The sequence below is a fragment of the Chimaeribacter californicus genome, from assembly GCF_002858675.1.
Lineage (GTDB): Bacteria > Pseudomonadota > Gammaproteobacteria > Enterobacterales > Enterobacteriaceae > Chimaeribacter > Chimaeribacter californicus.
Window position 1 is genome coordinate 170,679 of sequence record NZ_PJZF01000005.1, and the last position, 15,349, is coordinate 186,027.

The 15,349-nt window shown below is 55.1% G+C and carries 14 protein-coding genes; all 14 read right to left on the reverse strand.

Annotation, left to right across the window (positions count from 1 at the left end; all coding sequences use genetic code 11):
* Window positions 1-46: 46 nt before the first annotated feature.
* Window positions 47-1,012 carry a lipoyl synthase gene (gene lipA / locus CYR55_RS08520; protein WP_101815721.1) on the reverse strand — a complete coding sequence of 322 codons (966 nt, stop codon included), beginning with the start codon at window positions 1,010-1,012 and terminating at the stop codon, window positions 47-49.
* A 335-nt stretch (window positions 1,013-1,347) separates the two neighbouring features.
* Window positions 1,348-2,307 (reverse strand): YbeF family transcriptional regulator, encoded by a 960-nt coding sequence (locus tag CYR55_RS08525; RefSeq protein ID WP_101815722.1) that lies wholly within the window; start codon window positions 2,305-2,307, stop codon window positions 1,348-1,350.
* A 181-nt stretch (window positions 2,308-2,488) separates the two neighbouring features.
* A complete protein-coding gene (gene lipB / locus CYR55_RS08530; RefSeq protein ID WP_101815723.1) occupies window positions 2,489-3,157 on the reverse strand; it encodes a lipoyl(octanoyl) transferase LipB in 669 nt (222 codons plus the stop codon).
* Between the two features lie 83 nt (window positions 3,158-3,240).
* Window positions 3,241-3,504 carry a DUF493 family protein YbeD gene (gene ybeD / locus CYR55_RS08535; RefSeq protein ID WP_072926340.1) on the reverse strand — a complete coding sequence of 88 codons (264 nt, stop codon included), beginning with the start codon at window positions 3,502-3,504 and terminating at the stop codon, window positions 3,241-3,243.
* 104 nt (window positions 3,505-3,608) lie between these two features.
* The gene (gene dacA / locus CYR55_RS08540; protein WP_101815724.1) at window positions 3,609-4,820 is read right to left on the reverse strand and encodes a D-alanyl-D-alanine carboxypeptidase DacA; all 1,212 of its coding nucleotides are present in this window, start codon (window positions 4,818-4,820) and stop codon (window positions 3,609-3,611) included.
* A gap of 174 nt (window positions 4,821-4,994) precedes the next feature.
* Window positions 4,995-6,089, reverse strand: coding sequence for an endolytic peptidoglycan transglycosylase RlpA (gene rlpA, locus CYR55_RS08545; protein WP_101815725.1), 1,095 nt, complete (start codon window positions 6,087-6,089; stop codon window positions 4,995-4,997).
* Window positions 6,090-6,099: 10 nt separating this feature from the next.
* Window positions 6,100-7,212 (reverse strand): peptidoglycan glycosyltransferase MrdB, encoded by a 1,113-nt coding sequence (gene mrdB / locus CYR55_RS08550; RefSeq protein WP_101815726.1) that lies wholly within the window; start codon window positions 7,210-7,212, stop codon window positions 6,100-6,102.
* Between the two features lie 8 nt (window positions 7,213-7,220).
* Window positions 7,221-9,125, reverse strand: coding sequence for a peptidoglycan DD-transpeptidase MrdA (gene mrdA / locus CYR55_RS08555; RefSeq protein WP_101815727.1), 1,905 nt, complete (start codon window positions 9,123-9,125; stop codon window positions 7,221-7,223).
* A 41-nt stretch (window positions 9,126-9,166) separates the two neighbouring features.
* Window positions 9,167-9,637, reverse strand: coding sequence for a 23S rRNA (pseudouridine(1915)-N(3))-methyltransferase RlmH (gene rlmH / locus CYR55_RS08560; protein WP_072926332.1), 471 nt, complete (start codon window positions 9,635-9,637; stop codon window positions 9,167-9,169).
* A gap of 3 nt (window positions 9,638-9,640) precedes the next feature.
* The gene (rsfS, locus tag CYR55_RS08565) at window positions 9,641-9,958 is read right to left on the reverse strand and encodes a ribosome silencing factor (RefSeq protein WP_101815728.1); all 318 of its coding nucleotides are present in this window, start codon (window positions 9,956-9,958) and stop codon (window positions 9,641-9,643) included.
* 210 nt (window positions 9,959-10,168) lie between these two features.
* Complete coding sequence (gene nadD / locus CYR55_RS08570) at window positions 10,169-10,840, reverse strand: nicotinate-nucleotide adenylyltransferase (RefSeq protein ID WP_101815729.1); 672 nt, start codon at window positions 10,838-10,840, stop codon at window positions 10,169-10,171.
* A gap of 28 nt (window positions 10,841-10,868) precedes the next feature.
* Window positions 10,869-11,894: a DNA polymerase III subunit delta gene (gene holA, locus CYR55_RS08575; RefSeq protein WP_101815730.1), complete on the reverse strand. Its 1,026-nt coding sequence runs from the start codon at window positions 11,892-11,894 to the stop codon at window positions 10,869-10,871.
* Window positions 11,891-12,493: an LPS assembly lipoprotein LptE gene (gene lptE / locus CYR55_RS08580; protein ID WP_101815731.1), complete on the reverse strand. Its 603-nt coding sequence runs from the start codon at window positions 12,491-12,493 to the stop codon at window positions 11,891-11,893. The genes holA and lptE overlap by 4 nt, the downstream gene beginning before the upstream one ends.
* Window positions 12,494-12,507: 14 nt before the next feature.
* Entirely contained in the window at window positions 12,508-15,090 is a 2,583-nt protein-coding gene (leuS, locus tag CYR55_RS08585; RefSeq protein WP_101815732.1) for a leucine--tRNA ligase, read from the reverse strand.
* Between the last annotated feature and the right edge of the window lie 259 nt (window positions 15,091-15,349).

A 15,349-nucleotide genomic window follows, 5' to 3' on the forward strand; every position in this document is an offset into this window, starting at 1 on the left:
GCAAAAATTAAGTAACAAAATATGTCATTTCTCCGGGGAAAGACAATTATTTCACTTCAATGCCTTTTGCCTGCAAGTCAGCATGGTAAGAAGAACGAACAAACGGCCCGCAGGCAGCGTGGGTAAAGCCCATCGCCAGCGCCTCTTCTTTCATCTCATCAAATTCTGCCGGGCTGACATAACGCTGAACCGGTAAATGGTGACGGCTGGGTTGCAGGTATTGGCCGAGCGTCAGCATCGTTACACCGTGACGGCGCAAATCGCGCATCACTTCCACAATTTCCGCATTGGTTTCACCCAGGCCGACCATCAGCCCCGATTTAGTCGGGATTTCAGGATGAAGCGCTTTAAACTGCTCGAGCAGCTTAAGTGACCACTCATAGTTAGCGCCTGGACGGACCTGGCGGTAAACACGCGGCACGTTTTCCAGGTTATGGTTGAAGACATCCGGAGGTGTGGCGTTCAGGATCTCCAGCGCACGATCCATCCGGCCGCGGAAATCCGGCACCAGCGTCTCAATTTTAATGGTCGGGTTTTTTTCACGGATAGCACGGATGCAGTCTGCAAAGTGCTGAGCACCGCCGTCCCGCAGGTCATCACGGTCAACAGACGTGATAACAACATAACGCAGGCCCATATCTGCAATGGTCTGCGCCAGCTTAGCGGGTTCATTGGCATCCGGCGTCAGCGGGCGGCCATGGGCTACGTCACAGAACGGGCAGCGACGGGTACAGATGGCACCCAGGATCATAAAGGTTGCCGTACCGTGGTTAAAACACTCTGACAGGTTCGGACATGACGCTTCCTCACACACAGAGTGCAACCCATTTTTACGCATGGCCGCTTTGATACCCTGTATCCGGCTGGAATCCGCAGGAAGTTTGATTTTCATCCACTCGGGCTTGCGCAACAGCTCCTGGCGTTCGGTGACCACTGTTTTCACCGGAATCAGGGCCATCTTATCCGCATCACGGTATTTAACACCGCGTTCCATCTGAATTGGTTTACTCATAGTCGTGCAGGTTCCAGTTTTGACGCTTTCCGGGCAGGAAGGCCAGTGAATTCAACGAACTACATGATTAATCAAATAAATTTGAAAATTATCCCAAAATTATATCACCTTTACCCGCAGGCATTCAGCCCTTGAATCATCTTTGATGTGTAAGAGTGGCGTGTTTTTGAACGAATTTGCGGCGGATTTGGTAAGCAATAGCGAGGGTTAAGAAAATTTATTTTGATTAAACAAGACGTTATCACTGTGGGCAGAACATGAAAATGTGTTGTAAAAATGTTATTGATTCGTGCGTTGTTCATGCTGCCCACAGCGTCGGGTGCGTAAAATGCCGCTTAAAGTGTGGCTTCTGAGGGGGGCTCCAAATACGTAATATTATCCCCACTGAACGTGGCGATAATCGTGTTGATAAGTTGCATCAAGGTTTTATCTTTTTTAGACGCCCGGTTGTAGTAAAGGTAAATATCGAGGTCGTTAAATGAGAACTCGCTTTGGACTTTTTTGATAGGGTAGGCGCGTTTATACATCTCGTACATGCTTTCGGTAACAAAGCACACCAGATCGCTGCCGGCGACGATATTTAACATATTCAGTGAGCTGTAAGTGGTAAATGCAAAGTTCCGGTTAAATTCATTCAAGTCAAGAGACTGCTTTTGCAGCTTGAGCACAAGGTCGTTAATCTCCAAGAAGGTGAATTTCTCGTGCACCGCATTTTCTAAGGATAAATAGTCAGTGATACGCGGGTGATGGCGGTGACAGACGCAAACTATTTTCTCTGCAAATATTTTAACGCCAACGATAGATTTACTGTATATCGCTTTGGCATCAATCACGATATCTGCATTAAACTGGTTTAATGCATCATAATTATCGGGGATGTCCTGGTGCTTTAACACATAGTTAGGATTAACCCTGATGAGCTCCTGATAAATGCGCGGAAGTACTTCGCAGCCGGTATGTGGCCGACAGCTGACAGTAATAAAACGTGTTTTATGAATATCCTGGCTGAAGTCCAGACCAGTGATAATGGCGCCTAAGCCCTCGCTGATGTGGTTATGCAGGTTTTTGGCATAGGCAGTGGGGGTAATCCCTTTACCGGAGCGAATAAACAAGGGGTCAGGAAAGGTATTACGGAGTTTCTGGATGGATTGACTGATAGAGGAGGGCGTAAGATTCAACGCTTTGGCAGCATTAACAATTCCTTTGTGCAAGTAGACTGCCTCAAATACTGTTAACAAGTTGAGGTCAATGTTTCTTAATTTATTAAGACTTGCAGATATGTTATTTTCATCCATAAAATCATCTCGCTATTAATTGTTAAGTGCTGTTCGGCATAAATGGCGGCATTCCTTGTAGGCGCCCCGTAAGCACGCTCACGGGGTTAACTATAACTTAATTTAGTATAAAGTAGCGATTTAATTCGTGATCTGAATTTTATATTGACGGGAATTATATAACGATTCTTTTTATTGATATTTAAAGATAATTTTGCGCATCCCAAGGCTGTTGTTCAAGCGTGCTAAAACCGGTGAGTGTCGCAAACGTTTTTAATAACACGGGTTGGACATCCGCGACTGAGACCCCCGGGCAGAGGGTACTGAGCTGGGTCATCTGCATACCGGCGTAACCGCACGGGTTAATCCGCAGGAAGGGGGCAAGATCCATAGCAATATTTAATGCCAGCCCATGAAAAGAGCACCCTTTACGGATACGCAGGCCCAGCGAACAGATTTTTTGTTCACCGACATACACACCGGGCGCATCCGGTCGGGCATGGGCCGCAACACCGAAGTGCGCCAGCGTCTGCACGACGGTCTCTTCAATAGCGGTGACCAGTTGCCGCACGCCCATTTTGTTGCGTTTGATGTCCAGCAGGACATACATCACCTGTTGGCCCGGCCCGTGGTAAGTCACCTGGCCTCCGCGATCGCTCTGGATAACCGGAATATCACCCGGCATCAGCACATGTTCCGCTTTACCGGCCTGCCCCTGAGTAAAGACTGGGTGATGTTCCACCAGCCAGACTTCATCTGCACTGTCGCCGGTACGGCGATCGGTAAAGGTATGCATGGCCCCGGAGACCAGCAGGTAGGGTTGCAGGCCAAGCTGCCGTACGATTAGGTTATTGTGTTGCAAATCAGTCATCACAAAGTAAAGAAATTATTGCAGTAGTATAACCAGCGGCCTGCGCACCTGCCAGCCATGCTGATTCCCTTCTATGGCGGGTGTTACAACACCATCCGGACAATCTCAATATTGCCCAGCTCTTCATACAGCGTCTCTACCTGATCAATATGCGTCGCGGTAATAGTGATGGATACGGAGTGGTAGTTGCCTTTGCTGCTCGGTTTCACCTGCGGTGAATAGTCGCCCGGAGCGTGGCGTTGCACCACTTCAATCACCTGGTCAACCAGCTCGGGCTGCGCCAGACCCATCACTTTGTAGGTGAATGAGCAGGGAAATTCGAGCAGTTCGTTCAGTTTGGTTTTCATGTGTGCTCCAGAAAAAGCGGAAGGGAGTAGAAAGTATAACTCCCGCCGCAGCGGGAGTTAATGAGTGATTATGATATGGGGGCAGAATGCCCGCTTGCAAGGCCTTAGCCGAACCAGTGATGGAACATCAGTTTGATGTAATCGATCAGGCGGCCGACAAACCCGCCTTCTTTCACTTCATTCAGCACCACCAGCGGGCGCTGGTCAATGGTTTTGCCGTCAAGCTGGAAATTGATGCTGCCGACGACCTGGTTTTTCGTCAACGGCGCATGGATTTCCGGCGTGGTCAGCACATAGCTGGCTTTCAGGTCTTTCATGCGGCCGCGTGGGATAGTCAGGAACACATCTTTATCCACGCCCAGCTCAACGCGGTCGGCATCACCAAACCATACCGGCTCAGAGGCAAACTCTTTGCCGGCTTTCAATGGTGATACCGTTTCGAAGAAGCGGAAGCCCCAGGTCAGCAATTTTTTGCTTTCGGTTTCACGGCCTTTATAAGTGTGGCCGCCGAGCACCGCAGAAATCAGGCGCATCTGGCCTTCGGTGGCTGACGCCACCAGGTTATAACCGGCGGCGTCAGTGTGGCCGGTTTTAATACCGTCCACATTCAGGCTGGTGTCCCACAGCAGGCCGTTACGGTTAACCTGACGGATCTTATTAAAAGTGAACTCTTTTTCGTGATAGGTGGCGTACTCGTCCGGCACGTCGCGGATCAGCGCCTGGCCAATCAGCGCCATGTCACGCGCGGAGCTGAACTGGCCGTCAGCGTCCAGGCCATGTACTGTCTTAAACTGGGTATTCTGCAGGCCGAGTGCCTTCACGTAGTTGTTCATCAGGCCGACAAACGCATCCTGGCTGCCGGCCACATAATCTGCCATCGCCACACAGGCATCATTGCCGGATTGCAGAATAATGCCGCGGTTCAGCTCAGAAACCGGCACGCGATCGCCCGGTTTCAGGAACATCAGGGAAGAGCCTTTGAACTCGGGGTTCCCGGTGGCCCAGGCATCTTTTCCGATGGTGACCACATCGGTTGGCGTGATTTTGCCTGCCTTGATCGCCTGGCCGATGACGTAACTGGTCATCATTTTGGTCAGGCTGGCCGGGTTACGGCGGGCATCGGCATTCATTTCTGCCAGCACTTTCCCGGAGTTGTAGTCGATCAGGACATAGGCTTCCGCATCAATCTGCGGCACACCAGGGATCATTGTTTTGAGATTCACGTCATCAGCGTTAGCGACGGAGGTCACGCCAAGTGCCAGGACGGTGCCGAGAGTAATGCTCTTCAGTAAGCGCAAGGTAGTTACAGGTTTCATGATCGGGACTACAACATCCGTGAAAGTAAGTTAAAAAACGTGCCACACTATAGCAGATGCAAGATCGCCCGGCATCAGCCAATCAAGAGGGTAACCGGCGTTTACATAGATTTACCTTATAAATAAAGGCATAGTTATCTGTTGCAAACGCCGGTTTACCGGCCTGGAAAGATATTACTCTCCGGCGGGCAGGGCAGTAATAAAGGATTGCTGCTGGGCTTCGCTCATCAGGCGTTGCTGAATGGCTCCTGCCTGCTGGCGGCTGCTGAAGGGGCCAAGCTGAACCCGGTACACGCCGCTGGCGGCATTGACCTGACCCGGCACGCCGAAGCGCTGGCTCAGGCTCTGCTGGAAACTCTGCGCCCGGGCAGCATCACGTAACGCACCGACCTGGACCATATAACCGCCCTGAGTAGCCGGTGTACGGGTCGGGGCCGATGCAGCTGCCGCCGGTGCGCTGACCGCGGCCACGGCCGGGATGGCCGGTTCATCACTTTCCAGAATACCTTGCGGGACCGGTGCCGGCGCATTCAGGAACCCGCCACGGGCATTACCCGGGGAGCTGGTGCCCTCAGCCATGCTGCCGTCACTGAGTGCGCTGTTATCAATGGCACGTACCGGTGCGCTGACCGGAGCGCTTGCGCCTTGTACCGGTGTGCCGAGGCCGCTGGTACCGAGGTCAGGGCGCGTCGGCAGGGCATAACTCTGTTTGGCAATAGTCGTGCCGATGGTACCCGGCCCGGAAAGGGTGCCGTCCTGCGCAACGTTGATGAAGTCCACTTTTACTTTGGTATTGTTGGAAATATTCAGGCGTTCAGCCGCCGCCGTGGAAAGATCAATAATCCGCCCCGGCTGGAAGGGGCCGCGATCGTTGATGCGGACCACGATACGCCGCCCGTTACTGAGGTTGGTCACCCGCACATAACTGGGGATCGGCAGGGTGGGGTGGGCCGCGCTCAGCGCATTAGGGTCAAAGGCTTCGCCTATTGCGGTGGTATTGGTGTTCGCCTCAGCGCCGTACGAACTGGCCAGCCCGGTCTGGCTGAAGTTTTCCGGATTGCGCTCAATGGCGTAGGTTTTGCCATTAACGCTGTAATCCTGGTTCGCCGTGGCGCTGTAAGGTTCATAGTGCGGCTCGGCGCCACTAATCTCCTCGACCGGGCCGGCGTAGGCCGGCTGCTGCTGCGGAGCCTGCTGTTGGGGTGCTTCTGTTGTACAGGCGCTTAACAGCGCCCCCATGATGCCAACCCACAGCCACTGTTTACGCATTGCTCACCTCTTATAAATTTTTAGACAACATTTTGCGATGAGTATGTATCGACATCACGATACCAAACCCGGCCATCAGAACGATTAACGCCGACCCGCCATAGCTGACCAGCGGCAGCGGCACGCCGACCACCGGCAGAATACCACTCACCATGCCGATATTAACGAACACATAGACAAACAAAATCAGCATCAACCCGCCCGCCATAACCCGGCCAAACGTGGTCTGTGCTTTGGCGGCAATCACCAGACCGCGCATGATAAGGCAGAGGTAGAGCGCCAGCAGAATCAGCACGCCCACCAGCCCGAGCTCCTCTGCCAGGACGGCAAAAATAAAGTCGGTATGGCGTTCCGGCAGAAATTCCAGCTGTGACTGGGTGCCGTGCAGCCACCCTTTCCCTGACAACCCACCGGAGCCAATGGCAATTTTTGACTGGATGATGTGATACCCGGCCCCAAGCGGATCGGATTCCGGGTCAAGCAGCATCATGACACGATCGCGCTGGTAGTCATGCATCAGGAAGAACCAGAGCACCGGGATAAAGGCCGCAACCAGCAGGGCCGCCACGCCAATCAGTTTCCAGCTCATGCCGGACAGAAACAGCACAAACAGCCCGGACGCAGCAATCAGAATAGAAGTACCGAGATCGGGTTGAGCGGCGACCAGCAGCGTCGGCAGGAAAATCAGCACCAGCGCAATGCCGGTATTTTTGAGCGAAGGCGGGCAGACGTCACGGTTAATGAAGCGGGCCACCATCAGCGGCACCGCAATTTTAGCAATTTCAGAGGGCTGGAAACGTACCACGCCTAAATCCAGCCAGCGCTGCGCGCCCTTACTGATCTGGCCGAACGCATCCACCATGACCAGCAGGATCACACAGATGAAATAGAGATAGGGCGCCCAGCTCTCGTAGACCCGCGGCGGAATCTGCGCCATCACCAGCATAATGATCAGGCCCATCGCGATCTGGCCGATTTTACGCTCCATCATGCCCATGTCCTGACCGCTGGCGCTCCAGATAACGAACGCGCTATAAGCCAGCAACGCCATGATTACCAGCAATAGCGGCATATCGATGTGGAGCTTTGCCCACCAGGAGCCTTTTTGTTGGCCTTCAGTCATGATTTACCTTATTCACCTTCTGTACCGGGCGGCAGGGGGGCGGCCACCGGCAACTCTGTATTGTTGTCACCCAGCAGGATGTGGTCGAGGATCTGGCGGGTAATGGTGCCCACCGCCGGCCCGGCTCCGCCGTTCTCCAGGATCACGATCACTGCCACCGTGGGTTTGTCATACGGGGCAAACGCGGTCATCAGCTTATGATCGCGCAGCCGTTCGGCAATTTTATGGGCGTTGTACGTCTCGTTTTCACGCAGGCCAAAGACCTGGGCCGTACCGGATTTGGCCGCCGCCCGGTAGGGGGCATCGGCAAAGCTTTTACGCGCCGTGCCGTTTGGCCGGTTAGCCACGCCATACATCCCGTCTTTGGCAATTTCCCAATAGCCGGAGTGAATATCACCGATATGGCCATTCTCTTCCTGTACATACGGTACCTGCTTGCCCTCCACCTGGGTGCTTTGCAGCAGGTGCGGGGTTTTGATGGTGCCGTCATTAATCAGGATCATCATTGCTTTGATCATCTGAACCGGGGTGGCGGTCCAGTAACCCTGGCCGATGCCGACCGGAATGGTATCGCCCTGATACCAGGGTTTTTTAAAGCGTTTGAACTTCCATTCGCGGCTCGGCATGTTGCCTGCCCGCTCTTCAGAAAGGTCAATGCCGCTGTAGTGACCATAGCCAAATTTGCTCATCCACTCAGAGAGGCGATCAATGCCCATATCATAGGCAACCTGATAGAAGAAGGTGTCGGCGGACTCTTCCAGCGAGCGGGTCACATTCAGGCGGCCGTGGCCCCATTTTTTCCAGTCGCGGAAACGTTTTTCTGAGCCGGGAAGCTGCCACCAGCCGGGGTCAAACAAGCTGGTATTGCGGGTAATGACCCCAGCCGTCAGGGCCGATACGGCAATATAGGGTTTGACGGTGGAGGCCGGAGGGTAAACGCCCTGGGTCGCACGGTTAATCAGCGGTTTGTTCGGGTCTTCCAGTAAGCCTTTGTAGTCTTTGCTGGAGATGCCATCCACAAACAGGTTGGGATCGTAACTCGGATTAGAGACCAGCGCCCGGATGCCGCCGTCACGCGGGTCGGTGACCACCACCGCGGCGCGGCTGCCGGCCAGCAGCTTCTCAATATAAATCTGCAGGTTCAGATCCAGCGTCAGGTAAATATCTTTACCGGCCTGGGGCGCCTGCTCGTGCAACTGGCGGATGACCCGTCCACGGTTGTTGACTTCGACCTCTTCATAGCCGGTTTTGCCGTGCAGCACATCTTCGTAATAGCGTTCAATGCCGAGTTTGCCGATATCATGCGTCGCTGCATAATTGGGTAAAATGCCGGCTTTATCGAGCCGTTCAACGTCGCGATCGTTGATTTTAGATACATAGCCAATGACATGAGTCAGGGCTGAATTGTAGGGGTAGTAACGGCGCTGATAGCCTTTGACTTCCACACCGGGAAAACGGAACTGGTTAACGGCAAAGCGCGCCACCTGCACCTCGGTCAGGGCCGGTTTAACGGCGATGGAAGTGAAGCGGCGTGAGCGTTTGCGTTCTTTCTGGAAGTTCGCAATATCATCATCCGTCAGGTCAACCACCGGGCGCAGCTGCGTCAGCACTGCCTGCAGGTCATCCACTTTTTCCGGCACCAGTTCCAGTTGGTAGATGGTGCGGTTAAGTGCCAGCGGCGTGCCGTTCCGGTCATAGATAATGCCGCGGCTGGGCGCAATCGGCACCAGCTTGATACGGTTTTCATTGGATCGGGTACGGTAATCTTCAAACCGCATGATTTGCAGATTATAGAGGTTGGCGACCAGAACGCCGCTGAGGAGCAGAATGCCTGCGAATGCCACCAATGCGCGGCGCACAAACAGGGCTGATTCAGCCGAATAGTCGCGAAAAGGGTTACGGTCTATTTTCATCCCACTACTTATGGTTCATTCTGCTGACATTCACCGACCGTTTACTCGCGGTGGTAAGGATGATTGGTGGTAATGCTCCAGGCACGATAGAGGCTTTCGGCAACCAGCACCCTGACCAGCGGGTGCGGCAATGTCAGCGGTGAGAGCGACCAGCTCTGTTCCGCCGCCGCCTTACAGGCGGGTGCCAACCCCTCCGGGCCACCAATCAGCAGGCTGACATCGCGGCCATCCTGCTTCCAGCGCTCCAGCTGTTGCGCCAGGTGCGGCGTTTCCCACGGAGTGCCGGGGATATCCAGCGTCACCACGCGGTTACCCTTGCCGACAGCGGCCAGCATCAGTTCGCCCTCTTTTTCCAGAATGCGTTTGATGTCAGCATTTTTCCCGCGTTTTCCCGCCGGGATCTCTACCAGTTCAAACGGCATATCTTTTGGAAAACGGCGCAGGTAATCCATGAATCCCGTCTGCACCCAGTCCGGCATTTTTGTGCCGACCGCCACCAGTTGCAGCTTCACCGCTTAACTCCAGAGCTTTTCGAGTTCGTAGAGCGCGCGGCTCTCTTCCTGCATGACGTGAACAATCACCTCGCCCAGGTCAACCACGACCCAGTCGGCATCGTTAACGCCTTTCACGCCCAGGGTGTGCAGGCCAATGGCCTTGACTTCTTCTACCACGTGGCCGGCAATCGACATTACATGGCGGCTTGAGGTACCGGTACAGATGATCATGCAGTCAGTGATGCTGGACTTGCCGGTCACATCCAGGGCAATGATGTCCTGACCTTTCAAATCATCAATTTTATCAATAACAAATTCTTGGAGCGCTTTACCTTGCAAAGGTTCCCCCTCGGGTATGGTTGGTTTGGGACAGGGTTCACATCGTGGCAGCCTGAAGGCCGCGATCAACAGTTTTCCCCCATGCCGTAACAGTTTTCTGGCTGGGTGTCAGTTAGCGAAAAAATATTTCTGGAATCAACAGCTTGATTAAAAAGACATGTTGGCTGAGCGGACACCCGAAATTAAGCGGCGCAGTATACCATGGGTGTTCTACTCGCGATATAAACCCTGTGAATCGATATAATTTTGTACCGCCACCGGCAACAGGTGATCGCAATCCTGCCCGGCATGCCGGCGTTTGCGGATTTCTGTGGCAGACACATTGACCAGCGGCGTATCCGCCATATAGATAAAGCCCGCCGCTTTTTCGCTCAGCCGCCCGGCGCAGGTCACGGCATGTTCTTCAAACCAGGCCTGCAGTTGCGGGGTATCCAGTTGCCGGCGATAACCGGGGCGGGCGCAGACCAACAGGTGACACACCGACAGCAGCGACTCCCAGCGGTGCCACTTATAAAGATTAAGTAATGAATCCTGCCCAATGATAAACGCCAATGATGCTTTTGCGCCACGTTCTTTACGCAACGTTTCAAGTGTCTCAATGGTGTAGGAGGGGGTTTCCCGCTGGAGTTCCCGGTCATCTACTCTGAAAAGCGGGTTGCCCGCAATCGCCAGCTTCACCATCGCCAGCCGCTGTTGCGCCGTGGCCTCCGGCTGGGGGCGGTGGGGCGGCACATTATTGGGCAGCAGCGTCACGGTGTTCAGCCCCACCTGTTGCGCCAGGGCCTCCACCGGTTTCAGGTGCCCATAGTGCACAGGATCAAAGGTGCCGCCAAAAAAAGCATCGACAGTAGCAAGGTGACGCGCAGTGAGTGTGTCCGGCATGGGAACCCGTCTCCAGGCGAAAGGTTAATCAATAAAAGATAGCAGGCAGGGCTTTACCGCACAGTAGCAGCGACAGGCTCTCCAGTTCCGGCCATACCGACTGACCATAGTCCTGCTTAAGCGCGAGCTCAGTGCGTGTCAACAGTTGAACCGCCTGATGAAGCTGGGGCAGAGAGAGGCGTTGCAGGGCCTGAGTCAGCAGAGGGCGGCGGTTCTGCCAGACTTTATGCTGGTCAAACAGCGCACGCAGTGAGTGTGAGGTCCCGGCCCGTTTCAGGGTCAGCAGCAGCAACAATTCCCGTTGCACCGTCCGTAACAGGATCACCGGTTCGCTCTCTTCCAGCTGCAGCTGGTGCAAAATATGCAGCGCACGTTTGCTTTTGCCTGCCAGCAGCGCATCCAGCCAGTGGTAGGGCGTAAAGTGGGCGGCATCATTAACGGCCTGTTCCACCCGCGGCAGCGTCAGTTTCCCGTCCGGAAACAGCAGGGAAAGCCGTTCAAGTGCCTGCGACAGGGCCAGCAAGTTACCTTCATAGCAGTAGCAGAGCAGCTGATTGGCCGGTTCATCCAGCGTCAGTTTCAGGTAGGCTGCGCGCTGTGCCACCCAGCGGGGCAAGTGTGCCTGCTCAGGGGTCTGGCAGGTGACCCAGACGCCTTCCTTACTCAGTGCCTTAAACCAGGCGGCGTTTTCCTGCCCCTTGGTCAGGCGCTGGGCGCGCAGGATCAGTAAAATATCCGGATGCAGCAGACCGGTCAGTTTGAGCAATTGCTCGCTGATGGCGGCATTCGGGCCGTTATCCGGCAGGATCAGCATCAGCGTCTGGCGGCTGGCAAACAGACTTAATGCCTGACACACACTGAAGATGGCCTCCCAGTCAGTATGATTATCCAGCGTAAAGCTATAGTGCTCGCTGAAGCCCGCCTGCTGGGCAGCTGCACGGATATGATCCTGACTCTCCTGGAGCAGCAGAGGGTCATTGCCGGCTAATAAATAACAAGCGCGCAGCCCCTCACGGAGCTGCGCGGCAAGTTGTTCAGGATAAAGCCGGATCATTGTGCGTTGACGCTGGCCGGCAGGGCAGTGCCGGTGGTGGCCGGCGGCGGGGTGCTTTCCGCGCCGTCATCACTCAGGCTGACCTGCGGCTTCTTGCTTTCTTCAGAGGCATGAACCGCTAGCAGCTTGCGTACCAGCTGTTGTGCAGCCTGCTCACGCATCTCCTGCACAATAATGTCCTGCTCAGCATCTTTGGCCAGCGCCGTCAGCGGGTTGTCAAAGAAGGAGCGGAACACTTTGGCCTGCACCGGGTAAAGGTCGTGACCCGGCAGCAGCACCTGGGCATTCACCACCATCACCAGCTGATACTCCGCAGTTTTACCGTCCTGGAAGATTGAAACGGTATCCTGCCCCTGGGTTGCACTGACGATGCGCAGTGACGGCAGATCCTTACGGGCTGACTTCTCTACAACGCTCACATTGTTCAGGCGTAACTGCTGCCGAACTGCCCGCGTCAGCGGGCCGTAAGGATCGTAGCTGTCCAGCATCATGGTTTTCAGTTCTTCCGGCACCTGGGTGGTGCCGCGAAGGTGAAAGCCGCATCCCGAGGTCACCATCACGGCGACCCCCAGCAGCAGCATCATCAAACGATGTCGCACAACGCCTCCTTGTCTCAACCCACTACCAGGTTAAGCAGTTTTCCGGGCACATAGATCACTTTACGGATGGTGACGCCATCCAGGTATTTTGCGACCAGATATTCCTGACCGGCACGCTCGCGCACCTGCTCTTCGGTGGCATCCGCCGGAACGGTGATTTTACCGCGGACTTTGCCGTTTACCTGCACCACAACAAGCTTCGACTCTTCCACCATCGCGGCCTCATCAGCAACCGGCCATGGCGCGGTATCGATGTCGCCTTCGCCGCCCAGTGCCTGCCACAGGGCAAAGCAGACGTGCGGGGTAAACGGGTACAGCATCCGTACCACAGCCAGCAGCGCTTCCTGTAACAGTGCGCGATCCTGTTCTGTCTCCTGCGGGGCGCGGGCCAGCTTGTTCATCAGCTCCATCACGGCGGCAATCGCGGTGTTGAAGGTCTGGCGGCGGCCGATATCATCGGTGACTTTGGCGATGGTTTTGTGCAGGTCACGGCGCAGCTCTTTCTGTGCGTCATTCAGTGCGGCAACATCCAGCGGCTGGGTTGCCCCTTTTTCACTGTGTTCAAAGGCCAGTTTCCAGACGCGTTTCAGGAAGCGGTTTGCCCCTTCCACCCCGGATTCCTGCCACTCCAGCGTCATTTCTGCCGGTGACGCGAACATCATGAACAGACGGACGGTATCCGCACCATATTTCTCTACCATGACCTGCGGGTCGATGCCGTTGTTTTTCGACTTCGACATTTTGCTCATACCGGCGTAAACCAGCTCGCGGCCCTGCGGGTCAGTCGCTTTGGTAATGCGGCCTTTCTCATCGCGCTCAATGGTCACGTCAACCGGGGAAACCCAGTTACGCTCACCGTTCACACCGGTGTAGTAGAAGGCATCTGCCAGCACCATGCCCTGGCACAGCAGGCGTTTGGCGGGTTCATCAGAGTTAACCAGGCCCGCATCACGCATCAGCTTGTGGAAGAAGCGGAAATACATCAGGTGCATGATCGCATGTTCAATACCACCGACATACTGGTCAACCGGCAGCCAGTAGTTGGCAGCGGCCGGGTCCAGCATACCCTGGTCATACTGCGGGCAGGTGTAGCGCGCGTAATACCAGGAGGACTCCATAAAGGTGTCAAAGGTGTCGGTTTCACGCAGCGCCGGCTGGCCGTTAACCGTGGTTTTGGCCCACTCCGGGTCAGCTTTGATCGGGCTGGTGATGCCATCCATCACCACATCTTCCGGCAGCACCACCGGCAGCTGGTCTTCCGGCGTCGGAATAACCGTGCCGTCTTCCAGGGTGACCATCGGGATCGGTGCGCCCCAGTAGCGCTGGCGCGAGACGCCCCAGTCACGCAGGCGATAGTTGACCTTGCGCTGGCCGCGGCCGATAGCGACCAGCTTGTCAGCGATGGCATTAAAGCCAGCCTGGAAATCCAGACCGCCGAATTCACCGGAATTGAACAGCACGCCTTTTTCAGTCATCGCCTGCGTGCTGAGATCCGGCTCGGTGCCGTCAGCGTTCAGAATCACCGGCTGAATCGGCAGGCTGTATTTGGTGGCGAACTCCCAGTCGCGCTGGTCGTGCCCCGGTACCGCCATCACTGCCCCAGTGCCGTATTCCATCAACACGAAGTTGGCGACCCAGACCGGGATTTTGTCACCGGTCAGCGGGTGAATGGCCACCAGCCCGGTGTCCATGCCTTTCTTTTCCATCGTCGCCATATCGGCTTCGGCCACTTTGGTATTACGGCATTCGGCGATGAAGTCAGCCAGCGCCGGGTTACCGGCTGCCGCCTGCAGGGAGAGCGGGTGACCGGCGGCCACGGCCACGTAGGTCACGCCCATAAAGGTGTCCGGGCGGGTGGTGTAGACCGTCAGCGTCTCTTCGCTCTCGGCCACGTCAAAAGTGATTTCCACCCCTTCAGAGCGGCCAATCCAGTTGCGCTGCATGGTTTTGACCTGTTCCGGCCAGCTCTCCAGCGTGTCCAGGTCGTTCAGCAGCTGATCCGCGTAAGCGGTGATTTTGATAAACCACTGAGGGATCTCTTTACGCTCTACTTTGGTGTCGCAGCGCCAGCAGCAGCCTTCAATCACCTGCTCGTTGGCCAGCACGGTCTGGTCATGCGGGCACCAGTTCACCGCAGAGGTTTTCTTATAGACCAGGCCTTTTTCATACAGTTTGGTGAAGAACCACTGCTCCCAACGGTAATAGTCAGGATCGCAGGTCGCAATTTCGCGGTCCCAGTCATAGCCGAAGCCCAGCAATTTCAGCTGGTTCTTCATATATTCAATATTTTCGTAGGTCCAGGGAGCGGGTGCGGTGTTGTTTTTTACCGCAGCGCCTTCAGCCGGCAGGCCAAACGCATCCCAGCCGATAGGCTGCAGCACGTTTTTGCCCAGCATACGCTGGTAGCGGGAGATGACATCGCCGATGGTGTAGTTGCGCACGTGGCCCATATGCAGGCGGCCTGATGGGTAAGGCAGCATGGAAAGGCAGTAGTACTTCTCCTTGCCGGCATCTTCAGTCACCTTGAAAGTTTGCTTCTCTTGCCAGTGAAGCTGGACGTTTGACTCTATATCTTCTGGGCGGTATTGCTCTTGCATGGCGGCCGGTGGTCCTATAGTGAAAAACAGCTACGCCTGTAGCCTTTTCTGATTCATATAAAGAGATCCGCATAGCATAGCTGATAAGCGCCTGAGGCAACAACACCCAGCGCCCGCGGTGGGCGTATTTCTCCGGGAGAAGCGGCGAATTTTGCGTAAGGTTACGCAAAGCCGGACTATTCCCTAAGTCACATCAGTGATTTAGGGCTAAACTGGAGGGGTAAGCTCAAAAAAATGGAGCGCCGTAGCGGCAGTGCCG

What these genes read in the sequence shown, in the direction of transcription:
- lipA (WP_101815721.1), bottom strand. Translation starts at nt 1,012, where the DNA reads ATGAGTAAACCAATTCAGATGGAACGCGGTGTTAAATACCGTGATGCG.
- CYR55_RS08525 (WP_101815722.1), bottom strand. Translation starts at nt 2,307, where the DNA reads ATGGATGAAAATAACATATCTGCAAGTCTTAATAAATTAAGAAACATT.
- lipB (WP_101815723.1), bottom strand. Translation starts at nt 3,157, where the DNA reads ATGACTGATTTGCAACACAATAACCTAATCGTACGGCAGCTTGGCCTG.
- ybeD (WP_072926340.1), bottom strand. Translation starts at nt 3,504, where the DNA reads ATGAAAACCAAACTGAACGAACTGCTCGAATTTCCCTGCTCATTCACC.
- dacA (WP_101815724.1), bottom strand. Translation starts at nt 4,820, where the DNA reads ATGAAACCTGTAACTACCTTGCGCTTACTGAAGAGCATTACTCTCGGC.
- rlpA (WP_101815725.1), bottom strand. Translation starts at nt 6,089, where the DNA reads ATGCGTAAACAGTGGCTGTGGGTTGGCATCATGGGGGCGCTGTTAAGC.
- mrdB (WP_101815726.1), bottom strand. Translation starts at nt 7,212, where the DNA reads ATGACTGAAGGCCAACAAAAAGGCTCCTGGTGGGCAAAGCTCCACATC.
- mrdA (WP_101815727.1), bottom strand. Translation starts at nt 9,125, where the DNA reads ATGAAAATAGACCGTAACCCTTTTCGCGACTATTCGGCTGAATCAGCC.
- nadD (WP_101815729.1), bottom strand. Translation starts at nt 10,840, where the DNA reads ATGCCGGACACACTCACTGCGCGTCACCTTGCTACTGTCGATGCTTTT.
- holA (WP_101815730.1), bottom strand. Translation starts at nt 11,894, where the DNA reads ATGATCCGGCTTTATCCTGAACAACTTGCCGCGCAGCTCCGTGAGGGG.
- leuS (WP_101815732.1), bottom strand. Translation starts at nt 15,090, where the DNA reads ATGCAAGAGCAATACCGCCCAGAAGATATAGAGTCAAACGTCCAGCTT.